General features: G+C 66.3%; 14 protein-coding genes. 9 read left to right on the forward strand and 5 right to left on the reverse strand.

Annotated features, from left to right (window positions below; translation table 11 throughout):
- Nucleotides 1–184: 184 nt before the first annotated feature.
- Together pimC and VQ044_RS04950 are read left to right on the forward strand one after the other, a co-directional pair.
- Nucleotides 185–1387 (forward strand): pimeloyl-CoA dehydrogenase large subunit, encoded by a 1203-nt coding sequence (gene pimC / locus VQ044_RS04945; RefSeq protein WP_327645655.1) that lies wholly within the window; start codon nucleotides 185–187, stop codon nucleotides 1385–1387.
- Between the two features lie 54 nt (nucleotides 1388–1441).
- A complete protein-coding gene (locus VQ044_RS04950; RefSeq protein ID WP_327645656.1) occupies nucleotides 1442–2590 on the forward strand; it encodes an acyl-CoA dehydrogenase family protein in 1149 nt (382 codons plus the stop codon).
- Nucleotides 2591–2619: 29 nt separating this feature from the next.
- On the opposite strand, the gene VQ044_RS04955 is transcribed toward VQ044_RS04950, so the two are convergent.
- Entirely contained in the window at nucleotides 2620–2907 is a 288-nt protein-coding gene (locus tag VQ044_RS04955) for a BrnA antitoxin family protein (protein ID WP_327645657.1), read from the reverse strand.
- Complete coding sequence (locus VQ044_RS04960; RefSeq protein WP_327645697.1) at nucleotides 2867–3076, reverse strand: BrnT family toxin; 210 nt, start codon at nucleotides 3074–3076, stop codon at nucleotides 2867–2869. The genes VQ044_RS04955 and VQ044_RS04960 overlap by 41 nt, the downstream gene beginning before the upstream one ends.
- Before the next feature lie 331 nt (nucleotides 3077–3407).
- Between VQ044_RS04960 and ggt the strand changes: the two genes are divergently transcribed.
- Complete coding sequence (gene ggt / locus VQ044_RS04965) at nucleotides 3408–5171, forward strand: gamma-glutamyltransferase (protein WP_327625521.1); 1764 nt, start codon at nucleotides 3408–3410, stop codon at nucleotides 5169–5171.
- Nucleotides 5172–5183: 12 nt separating this feature from the next.
- Here ggt and pncB read toward each other — a convergent pair whose 3' ends face one another.
- Entirely contained in the window at nucleotides 5184–6488 is a 1305-nt protein-coding gene (gene pncB, locus VQ044_RS04970) for a nicotinate phosphoribosyltransferase (RefSeq protein WP_327625520.1), read from the reverse strand.
- Between the two features lie 340 nt (nucleotides 6489–6828).
- On the opposite strand from pncB, the gene VQ044_RS04975 reads away from it, so the two are divergent.
- The 4 genes from VQ044_RS04975 (at nucleotide 6829) to VQ044_RS04990 (ending at nucleotide 10539) form a co-directional block, all read left to right on the forward strand.
- The gene (locus VQ044_RS04975) at nucleotides 6829–7509 is read left to right on the forward strand and encodes a glutathione S-transferase family protein (protein ID WP_327625519.1); all 681 of its coding nucleotides are present in this window, start codon (nucleotides 6829–6831) and stop codon (nucleotides 7507–7509) included.
- A gap of 101 nt (nucleotides 7510–7610) precedes the next feature.
- Complete coding sequence (locus VQ044_RS04980) at nucleotides 7611–8324, forward strand: class I SAM-dependent methyltransferase (protein ID WP_327645659.1); 714 nt, start codon at nucleotides 7611–7613, stop codon at nucleotides 8322–8324.
- Between the two features lie 174 nt (nucleotides 8325–8498).
- Nucleotides 8499–9899 carry an amidase gene (locus tag VQ044_RS04985; protein ID WP_327645661.1) on the forward strand — a complete coding sequence of 467 codons (1401 nt, stop codon included), beginning with the start codon at nucleotides 8499–8501 and terminating at the stop codon, nucleotides 9897–9899.
- A gap of 199 nt (nucleotides 9900–10098) precedes the next feature.
- Nucleotides 10099–10539, forward strand: coding sequence for a MarR family winged helix-turn-helix transcriptional regulator (locus tag VQ044_RS04990; protein WP_327645663.1), 441 nt, complete (start codon nucleotides 10099–10101; stop codon nucleotides 10537–10539).
- A 33-nt stretch (nucleotides 10540–10572) separates the two neighbouring features.
- Here the strand turns inward: VQ044_RS04990 and VQ044_RS04995 are convergent, their stop codons facing one another.
- On the reverse strand, nucleotides 10573–11889 hold the full coding sequence (locus VQ044_RS04995) for an NAD(P)H-dependent oxidoreductase (RefSeq protein ID WP_327645664.1): 1317 nt from the start codon (nucleotides 11887–11889) through the stop codon (nucleotides 10573–10575).
- A 124-nt stretch (nucleotides 11890–12013) separates the two neighbouring features.
- Nucleotides 12014–12568 carry a sugar transferase gene (locus VQ044_RS05000; RefSeq protein WP_327645666.1) on the reverse strand — a complete coding sequence of 185 codons (555 nt, stop codon included), beginning with the start codon at nucleotides 12566–12568 and terminating at the stop codon, nucleotides 12014–12016.
- A gap of 150 nt (nucleotides 12569–12718) precedes the next feature.
- On the opposite strand from VQ044_RS05000, the gene VQ044_RS05005 reads away from it, so the two are divergent.
- Together VQ044_RS05005 and hemA are read left to right on the forward strand one after the other, a co-directional pair.
- On the forward strand, nucleotides 12719–12913 hold the full coding sequence (locus VQ044_RS05005; protein WP_327625512.1) for a hypothetical protein: 195 nt from the start codon (nucleotides 12719–12721) through the stop codon (nucleotides 12911–12913).
- A 133-nt stretch (nucleotides 12914–13046) separates the two neighbouring features.
- The gene (gene hemA, locus VQ044_RS05010) at nucleotides 13047–14324 is read left to right on the forward strand and encodes a 5-aminolevulinate synthase (RefSeq protein ID WP_327645699.1); all 1278 of its coding nucleotides are present in this window, start codon (nucleotides 13047–13049) and stop codon (nucleotides 14322–14324) included.
- The last annotated feature ends 11 nt before the right edge of the window (nucleotides 14325–14335 follow it).

Below are 14335 nucleotides of genomic sequence, written 5' to 3' on the forward strand. Positions count from 1 at the left end.
TCCATTCGCAATTGAAGCGATCCCGGCGCAGAAAAGGCCGGCGGGTATCCGGATCGCATGGGCGGCCCGGTCGCGTTGACACCACGCTAGGGCGGCGTCACATCTGAGGCAAATGGCGGCCCGTGGTTTTCGCGATCCGCGCACTGCCCGCACGCCTTTGCGGCCGGAACGAAGGATCAAGCCCATGGACCTGCGCTTCACCGAGGAAGAGACGGCCTTCCGCGACGAAGTCCGCGCCTTCATCCGCGATCATGTGCCCGACGAAGTCACCGCCGCGCTGCGCGACGGCCGCTCGGTCGGCAAGGACGGCATGGTGCGCTGGACGCGGATTCTCAACGACAAGGGCTGGTCGGTGCCGCACTGGCCGGAAGCGTTCGGCGGCACCGGCTGGTCGCCGGTCCAGCAATACATCTTCCAGGACGAACTCCAGCAGGCGCCGGCCCCGCAGATGCTGCCCTTCGGCCACAACATGGTCGGCCCGGTCATCTACACCTTCGGCAACGACGCGCAGAAGGCCAAATTCCTGCCGCGCATCGCCAATCTCGACGACTGGTGGTGCCAGGGCTTTTCCGAGCCGGGCGCCGGCTCCGATCTCGCCGGCCTGACGACAAAAGCCGAGAAGGACGGCGACCACTACGTCGTCAACGGCCAGAAGACCTGGACGACCCTCGGCCAATACGCCGACTGGATCTTCTGCCTGGTGCGCACCGACCCGGCCGCGCCGAAGAAGCAGATGGGCATCTCCTTCCTGTTGATCGACATGACGACGCCGGGCGTCACCGTCCGCCCGATCCAGACCATCGACGGCGGCCACGAGGTCAACGAGGTGTTCTTCGACGATGTGCGCGTGCCGGTCGAAAACCTGGTCGGCGAGGAAAACAAGGGTTGGGACTACGCCAAATTCCTGCTCGGCCACGAGCGCGTCGGCATCGCCCGCGTCGGCGCCTCCAAGGAGCGCATCCGCCGCCTCAAGGAGATCGCCAAGCTGGAGTTCGCCGGCTCCGTGCCGGTCTGGGAGAACCGCCGCTTCCGCGAGAAGGTCGCGGCGGTGGAAATCGAGTTGAAGGCGCTGGAAATGACCCAGCTGCGGGTGCTGTCGGCCGAGGCCAAGCGCGCCCACGGCAAGCCGGACCCGGCCTCCTCGATCCTCAAGATCAAGGGCTCGGAGCTGCAGCAGGCGACCACCGAGCTGTTGATGGAGGCGATCGGCCCCTACGCCCTGCCCTACGAGCCGTCGCGCGACGAGGGGCGAAACGAGCCGCCGGTCGGGCCGGACTACGCCGCGCCGCTGGCGCCCGGCTATTTCAACTACCGCAAGGTGTCGATCTACGGCGGCTCCAACGAGATCCAGAAGAACATCATCGCCAAGGCGATCCTCGGCCTCTGAACTCGCTCCGGCAAGACCGGCCGCGCCCCAGCCTTTCACGCAGGACACAAACGCATGGATTTCGACCTCTCCGACGAACAGGCCATGATCAAGGACTCGGTCGAGCGCCTGATCCTGGATCGCTACGGCTTCGAGCAGCGCAACAAATACCGAGCCGCGGAGCCCGGCTTCAGCCGCGACATGTGGGCGGCCTTCGCCGAACTCGGCCTGACGGCGGTGCCCTTCGCCGAGGATGACGGCGGCCTCGGTGGCGGGTCGGTCGAGACGATGATCGTCATGGAGGCCTTCGGCCGCGGCCTCGTCGTCGAGCCCTATCTGGCCTCGATCGTCATGGCCGGCGGCGCCATCCGCCATGCCGCCAGCAGCGAACAGCGCGCCGAATGGGTGCCGGGCCTTGCCGACGGCTCGATCCGCCTCGCCTTCGCATGGGCCGAGCGGAATTCGCGCTATGATCCCGCCTTCATCGCGCTGAAGGCCACGCCTGACGGGGACGGCTTCAAGCTCTCCGGCGAAAAGACGCTGGTGCTCTCCGGCAACAGCGCCGACGGCTTCATCGTCACCGCCCGCACCAGCGGCGCGCCCGGCGAGGAGGCCGGCATCGGCCTGTTCTATGTTCCGGCCGGGGCGAGCGGCCTGTCGCGCCGGGGCTATCCGACCCAGGACGGCATGCGCGCGGCGGAGCTGAGCTTCGAGAACGTGTCGGTTCCCGCGTCTCATGTCCTCGGCGATCCGGCGGGCGCCTTTCCGGCGATCGCGCGGGTCGTCGACGAGACCATCGCCGCGCTCTCGGCCGAAGCGGTCGGCTCGATGGCGCGGATGCACGAACTGACCATCGCCTATCTCAAGGAGCGCAAGCAGTTCGGCGTAGCGATCGGCGATTTCCAGGTGCTCCAGCATCGCGGCGCCGAAATGTACATGGCGCTGGAACAAGCCCGCTCGATGATGCTCTACGCCACCATGAACGCCGCGGAGCCGGACGCTGAAACGCGGCGCGAGGCCATTTCAGCAGCGAAGGTGCAGATCGGCCGCTCGGCGACGTTTATCGGCCGGAACGCGGTGCAGCTTCATGGCGGCGTCGGCGTGACGATGGAATACGAGGTCGCCCACCACTTCAAGCGCACGGCGATGATCGATCTCGCCTTTGGGGATGCGGATCATCATTTGGAGGTGTTGGCGGAACAGGGCGGGTTACGGGCGCTGTAGGGGCTGTCGCGCGCCCGATGAGGCGCCCGCTATCCCCGCCGGACCAGTTCCTTCAAGGCATCGTTGATCCGCGACTGCCAGCCGGGACCGGTGGCGCGGAAATGCCGAACGATCTCGGCGTCGAGCCTGAGCGTCAGCCGTGTCTTGGGGTTTTCGGAAGGCGGCCGGCCACGCCCCCGCGCAACGGTGCCGGTTGCGGGCCGAATGACCTTGCCGCCTTCGGCCAGTTCGGCCCGGTCGAACATGGCGTCCGTCCACGCCGGTGCATCGTCCTGATCAACCCAGGCGGCGACGGATTTTTTGGGCTTCACGGTCATGGCAGTGCCTCATGGATATGACGTGGCGGACGTCTTCCCGCGGTGTCCAAACGACCATGACGACCCGGCCGTCGAGAACACCGTAGGTCTGAAACCGGGTCTCGCCGTAATCTCGCCGATCATCCTCGAGCGTCAGCGTCCGGCCCGCGAACACCCGCTCGGCCTGCATGAAATCGAGACCGCGTTCGCGCAACGTCGTCTCGCGCTTCGCGGGATCGCAGGTGATCCTCACGTCATTTTATGTAGCGACATTTATTCACCAGATCAAGGGACTTCATGGGAGCTCAAGATAGCCCACGCCAGGGGCTACACGGCCTTCAGCATACCACCATAGACGAAACAGGTCGAGCCGACCGGGTTTGCTTGCCCCGTGCGAACATCGGACGACGAAGATGATCGCAAGTTCGGCGGGGCTCGCGACCGAAGCGTCCGGCCCGGGCTTTGCACCGCCGCGCGACTGGCCTAGGCTCGGCCCCGATCAGCCAGGAGAGGATGCGCCGATGTCCAGGATACCCCTTGCCGCCCTGCTCTGGCTCAGCCTCTTTTTCCCGTCATTTGCCTTTGCCCAGGAGCAGGCCACCGACGCGATCCAGCCGGAAATCGCGTCCGAGGCCGGCGCAAGGACACTGGTCAGGGCCGACAAGCAGATGGTGGCCGCCGCCAATCCGCTCGCCGCCGAGGCCGGACTGGACATCCTGCGCCAGGGCGGCAGCGCCATCGACGCGATGGTCACCGTCCAGCTCGTCCTCGGTCTGGTCGAGCCGCAATCGTCGGGTCTCGGCGGCGGCGCCTTCCTGGTCTATTTTGACGCCGGCGCAGGCAATCTCACCAGTTTCGACGGCCGCGAGACCGCGCCCGCCGCCGCGACGCCGAAGCTGTTTCTCGACGATGCCGGCCAGCCGCTGAAATTCTACGACGCGGTCGTCGGCGGCCGCTCGGTCGGCACGCCGGGAACGGTGAAGCTGATCTTCGACACGCACGAGCGCTACGGCAAACTGCCATGGAAGGATGTCGTCCAGCCGGCAATCGACCTCGCACGCAACGGCTTTGAGGTCTCGCAACGCCTCAACGACCTCGTCGCCGAGGACAAGGAGCGCCTCGGCCGCTTTGCGGCGACCCGCGACTACTTCTTCGGCACCGACGGCGAACCGCTGTCGGTCGGCACGCTGCTGAAAAACGAGGCCTATGCGGAAACTCTTGAGACCATCGCCGAGAAGGGCGCGGAGGGCTTCTACGAAGGTCCGATCGCGCAAGCTATCGTCGAGACCGTGCAGAACGCGACAGACAATCCCGGCAAGCTCGCTCTGGCCGACCTCGCCGCCTATCGGGTGGTCGAGCGCGCACCAGTCTGCGTCGACTATCGCCAATACGATGTCTGCGGCATGGGTCCGCCCTCCTCCGGCGCACTCACCGTCGGCCAGATCCTCGGCCTGATCGAACCGTTCGACATCGCAGCGCTCGGCCCGACGAGCCCCGAGGCCTGGCGCCTCATCGGCGATGCCTCGCGCCTCGCCTTCGCCGATCGTGGCCGCTACATGGCCGACATCGACTTCGTGCCGATGCCGCTCAAGGGGCTTCTGGACGAAGCGTATCTGAACGACCGGTCTAGGCGGCTGTCGGGCGAAAGCGCGTTGTCGAAGGATGAAGTCGAACCCGGCTCGCCGCCCTGGGACCACGCGATGCTGATGGGCGACGACACGGCGATCGAACTGCCCTCGACCAGTCACTTTTCGATCGTCGACGCCGCCGGCAACGTCGTCTCGATGACCACGACGATCGAGAACGGCTTCGGCTCGCGGCTGATGACCGGCGGGTTTCTGCTCAACAACGAGCTCACCGACTTTTCCTTCGAGACCCATGATGAGGATGGCCGGCCGATCGCCAATGCCGTGGCGCCGGGCAAGCGGCCGCGCTCGTCGATGGCGCCGATCATCGTCATGCGGGACGGCAAGCCGGTCATCGCCATCGGCTCGCCGGGCGGCAGCCGCATCATCGGCTATGTCGCCCAGGCACTGATCGGACTGATCGACTGGGACATGGACGTTCAGGAAGCGGTCGCGATGCCGCATCTGGTCAATCGTTTCGGCACGTTCGATGTGGAGGAAGGCACTTCCGCCGAGGCCCTCGCCCAGCCGCTGCGCGATCTCGGCTTCGAGGTCGAGGCGCGCGAACTCACCTCCGGCCTGCACGGCATCGTCATCGGCCCGGACGGCCGGATGGGCGGCGCCGACCCACGCCGCGAGGGTGTCGCCATCGGCGATTGACGAACAAGGCCCTCACACCGCCAGTGCGCGCTCCGCATAGGCGGCCTCGCCAAACACCCGGCGATAGCGGGCGATTGCGGAGGGTTCGCCGCTGGCCTTGGCGGCGTTGTCCGACAGCTTTACCGCCGGCCGGCCATTCGCCGAGACCACCTTGCAGACGAGCGAGATCGGGTCGAGGCCGCTCATCGGCTCCGGCGCCGTGCCGCGGAAATCGTTGGTCAGATTGGTGCCCCAGCCGAAGCTCATGCGCACCCGGCCCTCGAAATGCCGGTAGGTCCGCTCGATCGTGTCGGAATCCATACCGTCGGAAAACACCAGCAGCTTCTCGCGCGGGTCCTCGCCCATTTGCTTCCACCAGGCGATGATTTCCTCACCGCCCTCGATCGGCGGGGCGGAGTCGGGCCGCAAGCCGGTCCACTCCGCGAGCCAGGCCGGCGCGTTCTTCAGAAAGGCCGGAGTGCCGAAGGTGTCGGGCAGGACGATCAGGAGATTGCCGCCGTAATAGCTCTGCCACTCTTTCAAGACGTCGTAGGGCGCCCGGCGCAGTTCCTCGTCGCTGTCGGCGAGCGCCGCCAGCACCATCGGCAGCTCGTGGGCGTTGGTGCCGATCGCTTCCAGATCGGTTTCCATGGCCAAGAGCACGTTGGAGGAGCCGATCAGCCGGTCGCCCAGACCTTCCTTCAGCGCTTCCACGCACCAGCGCTGCCACAGGAAGGAATGCCGGCGGCGGGTACCGAAATCGGAGATGCGCAGATCGGGGAGCGCCTGCAATTGCTCGACCTTCTGCCACATCTTGGCTTTGGCGCGGGCATAGAGGACGTCGAGCTCGAAGCGCTTGAAATCCTTCATCGCAGCGCGCGAGCGCAGTTCGTTGATGATCGCCAGCGCCGGAATCTCCCACATCATCGTGTGGGTCCAGGGCCCATGGAAATACAGCTCGAACTGGCCGTCGACCCGGCGCAGTTCGTATTCGGGCAGCCGGAAATCCTCCAGCCACTCGAGAAATTTCGGGCGGAAGATCTGTCGCGTGCCGTAGAAGGTATTACCGGCCAGCCAGATCATCTCGCGCTTGGTGAAGGAGAGCGAGCGGGTATGGTCGAGATGCTCGCGCAGTTCCCCCTCGTCGATCACCTCGGCGAGACGCACGTGCTTGCTGCGGTTGTTCAGCGCGAACGTCGCCGCGACATCCGGATGCAGCCCGTGGATCATCTGCAGCATGAGCAGCTTGTAGAAATCCGTATCGAGCAGGCTGCGCACGATCGTGTCGAGCTTGAAGGTATGGTTCCAGACGCGCGTCGCGATGTCGGTCGCAATCATCTTCGGCTCCTCTCATTCGCGCCGCGTCGAGGCGGATACGCTGCCCTGCCCTCCAAGAGGGTCTGCCGTTGCGAATGACAACGTTTCAGCCGTTACAGGAGAACGCGACGCGGATAAAGCGACCCCTGCCGCGGCGGCGCGATCATCGTGAACGGATCGTCGTCCTTGTCGTGGGGCTCCGCCAACCCAGCCTGGCGAAGGCTGAACATGGCGCCGCGCCGTCGTCAAACCGTTCAGCGGCCTCCGGGGTCACGGCCGATCCGCTTGCCTCACCGCCCCGAATGGTGTCGAAACGCCGTCACGTCACGATATTCGCTCAGATCGCGATACAGGAGATCCAATGCTGAAATTCCACTTCCACCCGACGCCGAACTCGATGAAGATCGCGCTGTTCCTGAAAGAGGCCGGCCTCGATTACGAACTGGTGCCGGTCGACACGCTGAAGGGTGAACAGCACCAGCCGGCCTTCCGCGCGATCAACCCCAACGGCAAGCTGCCGGCGATCGAGGATAACGGCAAGCGGGTGTTCGATTCCAACGCCATCCTGCTCTATCTCGCCGACAAGCATGGCCAATTCGGCGGCAAGCCGGAGGACCGGGGTGAGCTGTTGTCCTGGCTGATGTTCGTCGCCACCGGCCTCGGTCCGTATTCGGGTCAGTCGGTGCATTTCCGCACGGCGGCCAAGGGCAAGTCCGATTATGCGGAGAACCGCTACACGCGCGAGGCGCAGCGCCATTACAAGGTGCTGGACGACCACCTGGCCGGCCGGGAATTCTTTGTCGGTGACAGCTACACCATCGTCGACATCGCCGCTTGGGGCTGGATCGACCGGGTCGCCAACGTGCTCGGCGAAAATGGACTCGTCGCCTATCCAAACCTCAAGCGCTGGTTCGATAGCGTCAACGCGCGCCCGGCCGTCGCCGAGGCGCGGCAGATCGCCAAGGACGTCTCCTTCAAGTCGGAGCGCGACGAAGCCGCGCTGCGCGCCTTGTTCCCGTCGAACTACGCCGAAACCGCCTGAGACGGACCATCGGATGCCGCCCCTCGCCCTGTCGGGGGCGGCGGTCCATCCGAGCGACCGGGAGACGGTAAGCGCTCTCACCCACGCCGAAGGGATCCGCCATGCAACCACCCACCGCACTCAACGCAGCCTTCGCGGCCGGCGATACCGCCGCTGTCATCGCCGAAACGCTGGCCATGGACGGCGCAACCACCGTCGTCGACATCGGCTGCGGCCATGGCGGCCTTGCCAAAGCTCTGACGGCGCGTGGCTTTCGCGTCACTGGCATCGACCCTGGCGAGGCGGCGATAGAAGCGGCCCGAACGGCTGCGCCCGAGGCCGACTTCGCGGTGGCCCCCGGTGAGAAACTGCCCTTCGCGGACCACAGCTTCGACGCCGCCATATTCCTCAATTCCCTGCATCATGTGCCCAAGGCCCGGATGCTCGATGCGCTCGGCGAGGCCGCGCGCGTCACGCGGGCAGGCGGCACCGTTCTCGTCGTCGAGCCGCTCGCCGAAGGTCCGTTCTTCGAGGCGGTGCGCCCGATCGATGACGAGACCGACATTCGCGAGGCGGCGAACCGCGCGGTGGCGGATGCCTGCCGGGATGGCCGGTTCGAGCTGCGCGGCAACGTCGTCTTCGAGCGCAAGGAACGCTTTGCCAACGTGGATGCGTTTATCCGCCGGGTGGTGTCCGTCGATCCGACCCGCGCGGCGACGGTCGAAGCCAAGCGCGGCGAGGTCGAGCGCCTGTTCGCGGCGAAGGCAGCACAGCAAGATGGCGCCAACATCCTCGCCCAACCGCTCAGAATCTACTGGCTGCGCTTGCCCGCTTGAGGGACACACCGACAACATCGCGAAGCGCGCTTGCGCCACTCCAAATTTTCAACCGAAATGGCAACGCCCGATGCAAGGGCCGGCAAAAACTCTCGACGCCGCGGCCGGTAATGCTTTTCCCGGAGCGGAGTCTTCTGGCGAACCGCCTTGCGCGCAGACCATGAGCTTTTCCCCATGACGGATCTCAGCGACATTCCGGCCAGCGACCTTCTCGCCATGTTCCGCAGCCGCGGAACGTCCCCAACGGAGGTCTGGGCCGACGTCGAACGCCGCATCGCGATCTGGGAGCCGTCGATCGCGGCGCTTTGGGCCTACGATCCTGAGAGCGCCCGGGCGGACGCGGCGGCAGCCACACAGCGCTGGGCCAAGGGCGCGCCGAAAGGTCCGCTCGACGGCGTGCCGGTGACGATCAAGGAACTGATCGCGACAGAGGGCACCCCAATGCCCAACGGCACCGCCGCGACCACGCTCGTTCCCGCGCCTGAAGACGCACCGCCGGCCGCGCGGCTGCGCGAGGACGGCGCGATCATCTTCGCCAAGACCACCTGCCCCGATTACGGCATGCTGTCGTCGGGCCTGTCGAGCTTCCACAAACTGTCGCGCAATCCCTGGGACATCCGGTTCAACCCCGGCGGCTCCAGCGCCGGCGCCGGCGCGGCGGCGGCGGCCGGCTTCGGGCCGCTGCATCTGGGCACCGACATCGGCGGCTCGATCCGCATTCCCGCCGGCCTCACCGGAACGGTGGGCTTCAAGCCGAGCTACGGCCGCGTGCCGATCGATCCAACCTATATCGGCCGCGTCGCCGGACCGATGACCCGGACCGTTGCCGACGCAGCGCTGATGATGGCGACGCTATCGCGGCCGGACGTCCGCGATCCGACAGGCCTGCCGCCGTCGACGATCGACTGGAGCGACTTCACACTCGACCCGAAGGGGCTGCGGATCGGGGTCATGGCGGAGGCTGGATGCGGCCTCCCCGTCGGTCCGGACGTCTCGACGGCGCTCGCCGATTGCACGCGCGCCCTGGAAGAGGCTGGCGCCGTCATCGAACCGATACCGGGAATCCTCACCCGCGCCATGCTGGACGGTTTCGACCATTTCTTTCGCGCCCGGTTTTGGGCGACGATGTCGGCCCTGCCCGACGACAAAGGCGCGATGGTGCTGCCCTATATCCGGGAATGGGCGGCCGGCGCGGCGGTCCTTTCCGGCACCGATGTCGCCGAGCCCTTCGACCAGATCCAGGCGATCAAGGCGGCCGCCGCGGCGCCCTTCGCCCGGTTCGACGCCATTCTTTCGCCGGTCAACCCGCAGGTATCCTGGCCGGCCGAAGCGGCCTCGCCGATCGACGATCCCGCCCGGCCGTTCGAGCACATCGCCTTCACTCTGCCGTGGAATGTCGGCGAGCAGCCGGCAATCAGCGTCAATGGTGGGTTTACCGGAACCGGGCTGCCGATCGGCGTGCAGATCATCGGACCGCGCTATGCCGACGGCTTTGTTCTCAAGCTGGCCGCCTTGCTGACCCACGCCGTCGATGCCCAGCCGCGTTGGGCGAGCCTGCATCCCTCAGCTGCGTGAGCGTCGGAGCTTCGCAACAGCCTGCTTCAAAAGCCTTTGATTGTCCCGATTAACGGGTCGTTCATCTCTTGGGCGGGTTCTTGGCGCTTTTCCGGCAAGATCGCGCCGACGCCCGCCCATTCCGGACGGCATCAGATTGAACATTCCTGCGCTTCCGCGATAAGACGCAGGCGTAATTCAACGACGATGGCGCGAATTTTTGGACACGGACCCGGTTTCCACTGCCGATTTGGCCGGACTGCTCGAACAGATCGCGCGCCGGCTGCACTCGCAGGGCTATGCCTCGCAGCTGTTTCCGGCCCAGTGGGTGGCGCTGCGCTATGTCCAGTCGGCACCGCCGCACTTGCGCACGGCGATCGATCTCGCCCGCTTCCAGGGCCTCGCGTCGGGTGCCGTCGCGCGCACCGTCCGCACCCTGATCACCAAGGGCTATCTCGCCAAGCTGGGCACGATCGGACGCGGCCGCGCCGAACAGCTGGAACTGACCGATCGGGGCGTCGTCCTTTTGAAGAAGGACCCGCTGCAGTCCATCGCGGCAGCGCTCGAGCCCCTGAGCGAGAACGAGCGCCAGATCCTGGCGAAAGGTCTCGATATCGCGATCCGCTCGACGATGGCGGGGGACAGGCCGGACGCCTCTTGACCCGGATCGAACGGCCCGGCGCAATCTGGATATTTAGTCGGCGAACCGGCCGTCGGCCGCGTCGAGTTCGGCCCGCATCCTTGTGACGAGCAGGCTGTCGTCGGGCGCGCAATTGTCGTGGGTGACAAGCTCCCCGGCTTTCACCGGCCGCGCCACCGTCGCCTTCTCGACCAGGCCGAGCGGCAAGGCCCGCCTGGCGCGCGCGTCGTCCCAGGTCATCGCATAGCCACGATAGTCGGCCTCGCCGATCCGCCCCAGCATCTCGCCCGGCTTCAGATCGCGCTTGGCGATGGCGCCGCATTCGGCCACCGGCCGATCCACGGGCACCATGTCCGGACGGCGATACATCACGGCGCGGGCCGCCGACAACGGCGTCTCCAGACTGGTCAGATGAAACGGCCGGATCAACGCAAAGCACGGGCCCGGGCCGACCTTCAGATCCGCCATCCGCTCGATCGCGCGGGGGTGGCGCGGCTTCACGACGCAGAAGACGCCGGGCGCGACCCCCTTGCCGATCGTGTAGTCGACGCATCCGGCCTTCGACAGAATGCCGCCATCCTCGGCCGTGCACAGCACCTGGCCAAGATTGTCGCCCGTCGCTTCCGGGCCGTGCATGCCCGGCACGTCCGGCTTGAGGCCGGTGCAATTGGCGATGGCGGTCATCTCCACCATCGTCTTCGAGCCGTCGATGAACTCCACCAGCATGCGGGCGTTCATGTCCCGCTGCCGCGCCTCCTCCTCGTATTCCTCGGGAATGGCGGAATGGCGCAGCGGATTGTTCTTGCCCTTGCCGGCGGCAACCACCTCCATGCCGAGACTCTGGGCGAACGAGATCAGCTCCAGCGTCGAGGCAGGTTCGTCGCCGGCCGATCCGGTATAGACCACGCCGGCCTCCCGCGCCTTGCGGGCGAGCAGGCGGCCGACGGTGATGTCGGCCTCGACATTCAGCATCACGATGTGCTTGCCGTTGCGGATCGCCTCCATCGCCAGGAAGGTCCCGACCTCCGGACTGCCCGTGGCGTCGACGACGACGTCGATGCGGCCGGCCGCGCACAGCGCGCCGAGATCATCGGTCACGGCGATTTGACCGGCCTCGATCGTCCGGTCGATGTCCGACGCGCTAGCCGCGACGACGCCATGATCGTCGCTGTAGCCCGCCATGGCGATCGCCTGCATTGGCCGCCGGGCGCTGTTCGCCGCGACGGCGCCGACGCGGATTCCGGTCATCAGCGCGATCTGGACGACGATGTCCGTGCCCATCTGCCCGGCCCCGGCCAGACCGATGGTCACCGGTCCGTGCCGGTCGGTGTAGGCGGCGAGCTCGGCGGCAAAGCCGATGCGTTCGATCATGAGGCAGACAGTCCTAAGGTGGCGGCCCCGCAAGGCGGAGTGTGCGCGTTCTAGAGCAACATGGGCTCCGATGGAATTGGCTCGCGCGGCGCAGAGGCAACCATACCAGGTCCGGCCGGTTCCCTCACTGGGCGACCCGGTCGCCGCGGCCGCTGCCGGTAACGGTTCGCAGGATCAGGACGAGGTCGCCGACGAAGCTGCGCTCCGCGACATAAGTGGCATCGATCTCGGCGAGCCGAACGGGGTCGGACATGTCGACACCCATCACCTGCGCCTTGCCGGTGATACCCGGCCGCACCTCGAGGACGCCGTGCCGTTCCCGCTCCGCGATCAGTACCGTCTGCGACGGCAGGCAGGGGCGCGGCCCGACGAAGCTCATCTCGCCCTTGAAGACGTTCCACAATTGCGGCAGCTCGTCGAGCTTCAAGGCCCGCAATCGCCGCCCGAGCGGCGTCACAGCCGCGGCGGGCGTCTCGTGGGAAGCGGCGGATTTGGTCGCCCGATGCATGGTTCGCAGCTTGTAGCAGACGAAGGTTCGACCCCGCAGACCGACCCGCTCCTGGGCGAAAAGGCCAGGGCCGTCGCTGTCGCGGCGCACGAGAATGGCGAGGACGCCGACCAGCCAGCCGAGCAGGATCAGCCCGACAAGGCTGGCGAAGAGGTCGAACAGTCGTTTCATCACAGCTTCCGCGAGGCGCAGGGGTCGCTCTTGCAGCGAAACCCGGCCATGGTCCTGACAAGACTGCGCCGGAGTATCGGAGTCGACGCAGAGGAAATTGACGGCGCCCCGCCCCTGACACTATCGAATGAGGCTGGCAAGAGGTGGATCATGAGCGACGGCGGTACAGCGGGCGACAAGCAAAAATCAAGGCGGCAGCAGCGGTTGGAGGCGCAATTGCGGGAAAATCTCCGCCGGCGCAAGGAGCAGGCCCGCGCGCGCCGTGACGAGAGCACGGAGCGAGATCCGGCGGATGCCGCAGAAATCGGCCCCTCCTCCGCTCCGGGGGACGAGCCGAACTCGTGACGGTTCGAGGCGACCCGCGCGGTCGCTTGACCTTGGTCAATGTCACGTTCCTCGGACTCCCGCATCATGCTGGCGGGACGTGGACTTTGCGCCATGCCGCATTTAGAACCGTTCTGACAAGGAGTTCGCGATGATCGATTACCAGAGCCAATTTGAGTCGGCGATCGAGGCATTGCATGCCGAAAAGCGCTATCGGGTGTTTGCCGATCTCGAACGGATCGCCGGGCAATTCCCGAAGGCGCTCTGGCGGCATGACGGCAAGGTTCGCGAGATCACTGTTTGGTGTTCCAACGACTATCTCGGGATGGGCCAGCACGCCGATGTGATCGCGGCGATGACGGCGACCGTCTCGGCAATGGGCTCCGGCGCCGGCGGCACCCGCAACATCTCAGGCACCAATCATCCGCTGGTCGAACTCGAGCGCGAACTGGCCGATCTGCACGGCAAGGAGGCGGCGCTCGTCTTCACCTCCGGCTTCGTCTCCAACGAAGCCTCGATCTCGACCATCGCCAAGCTCCTGCCGAACTGCCTCATCTTCTCCGACGAGTTGAACCACGCCTCGATGATCGAAGGGGTCCGCAAGGCCGGAACCAAGAAGCAGGTCTTCCGTCACAATGATATGGAGCATCTGGAAGAGCTGCTGAAAGCCGCCGACCCGGCGCAGCCGAAGCTGATCGTCTTCGAGAGTGTCTATTCGATGGACGGCGACATCGCACCGATCGAGAAGATCGTCGAACTCGCCGAATACTACAACGCCATGACCTATATCGACGAGGTCCATGCGGTCGGCATGTACGGCCCGCGCGGCGGCGGCATCTCGGAGCGCGACGCGCTCGCCCAGCGCATCGACGTGATCGAGGGAACCCTGGCCAAGGCCTTCGGCGTCCTCGGCGGCTACATCGCCGGCACGAAGGCGGTGATCGACGCCGTGCGTTCCTACGCGCCGGGCTTCATCTTCACCACGGCGCTGCCGCCGGCGCTGGCGGCGGCAGCGACCGCCTCGATCCGCCACCTGAAGACCAGCCAAGCCGAGCGCGAGGCGCAACAGCGCCAGGCCGCTCAGGCCAAGAGCGTGCTGCGCGGCGCCGACCTGCCGGTGATGGAGTCCGACACGCATATCGTTCCGCTGGCGGTTGGCGACCCCGACCTGTGCAAGAAGGCCAGCGACCATCTCTTGCAGCGGCATGGAATCTACATCCAGCCGATCAATTACCCGACAGTGCCGCGCGGCACCGAGCGGCTGCGGATCACCCCGACGCCATTGCATTCCGACGCTCTGATCGAGACGTTGAAGGACGCCCTGGTCGAGACATGGAAGGCCGTCGGCATTCCCTTCGCGACCGAGCGGCCGGCCCATGCCGAACGCTCCGCGAAGGTGACGCCTCTGGTCGTTTCGCAAGCCGGCGGCTGAGCCCCGGCTAG

Origin of the sequence: Aurantimonas sp. C2-5-R2, assembly GCF_036549495.1 — a bacterium.
Classification (GTDB): domain Bacteria; phylum Pseudomonadota; class Alphaproteobacteria; order Rhizobiales; family Rhizobiaceae; genus Aurantimonas; species Aurantimonas coralicida_A.

Excerpts from the sequence above, each read along its gene's own strand:
- VQ044_RS04950 (WP_327645656.1), top strand. The coding sequence starts at position 1,442 with ATGGATTTCGACCTCTCCGACGAACAGGCCATGATCAAGGACTCGGTC.
- VQ044_RS04975 (WP_327625519.1), top strand. The coding sequence starts at position 6,829 with ATGCTGAAATTCCACTTCCACCCGACGCCGAACTCGATGAAGATCGCG.
- VQ044_RS05005 (WP_327625512.1), top strand. The coding sequence starts at position 12,719 with ATGAGCGACGGCGGTACAGCGGGCGACAAGCAAAAATCAAGGCGGCAG.
- VQ044_RS04960 (WP_327645697.1), bottom strand. The coding sequence starts at position 3,076 with ATGCAGGCCGAGCGGGTGTTCGCGGGCCGGACGCTGACGCTCGAGGAT.
- ggt (WP_327625521.1), top strand. The coding sequence starts at position 3,408 with ATGTCCAGGATACCCCTTGCCGCCCTGCTCTGGCTCAGCCTCTTTTTC.
- pncB (WP_327625520.1), bottom strand. The coding sequence starts at position 6,488 with ATGATTGCGACCGACATCGCGACGCGCGTCTGGAACCATACCTTCAAG.
- VQ044_RS05000 (WP_327645666.1), bottom strand. The coding sequence starts at position 12,568 with ATGAAACGACTGTTCGACCTCTTCGCCAGCCTTGTCGGGCTGATCCTG.
- VQ044_RS04995 (WP_327645664.1), bottom strand. The coding sequence starts at position 11,889 with ATGATCGAACGCATCGGCTTTGCCGCCGAGCTCGCCGCCTACACCGAC.
- VQ044_RS04955 (WP_327645657.1), bottom strand. The coding sequence starts at position 2,907 with ATGACCGTGAAGCCCAAAAAATCCGTCGCCGCCTGGGTTGATCAGGAC.
- VQ044_RS04980 (WP_327645659.1), top strand. The coding sequence starts at position 7,611 with ATGCAACCACCCACCGCACTCAACGCAGCCTTCGCGGCCGGCGATACC.
- pimC (WP_327645655.1), top strand. The coding sequence starts at position 185 with ATGGACCTGCGCTTCACCGAGGAAGAGACGGCCTTCCGCGACGAAGTC.
- VQ044_RS04985 (WP_327645661.1), top strand. The coding sequence starts at position 8,499 with ATGACGGATCTCAGCGACATTCCGGCCAGCGACCTTCTCGCCATGTTC.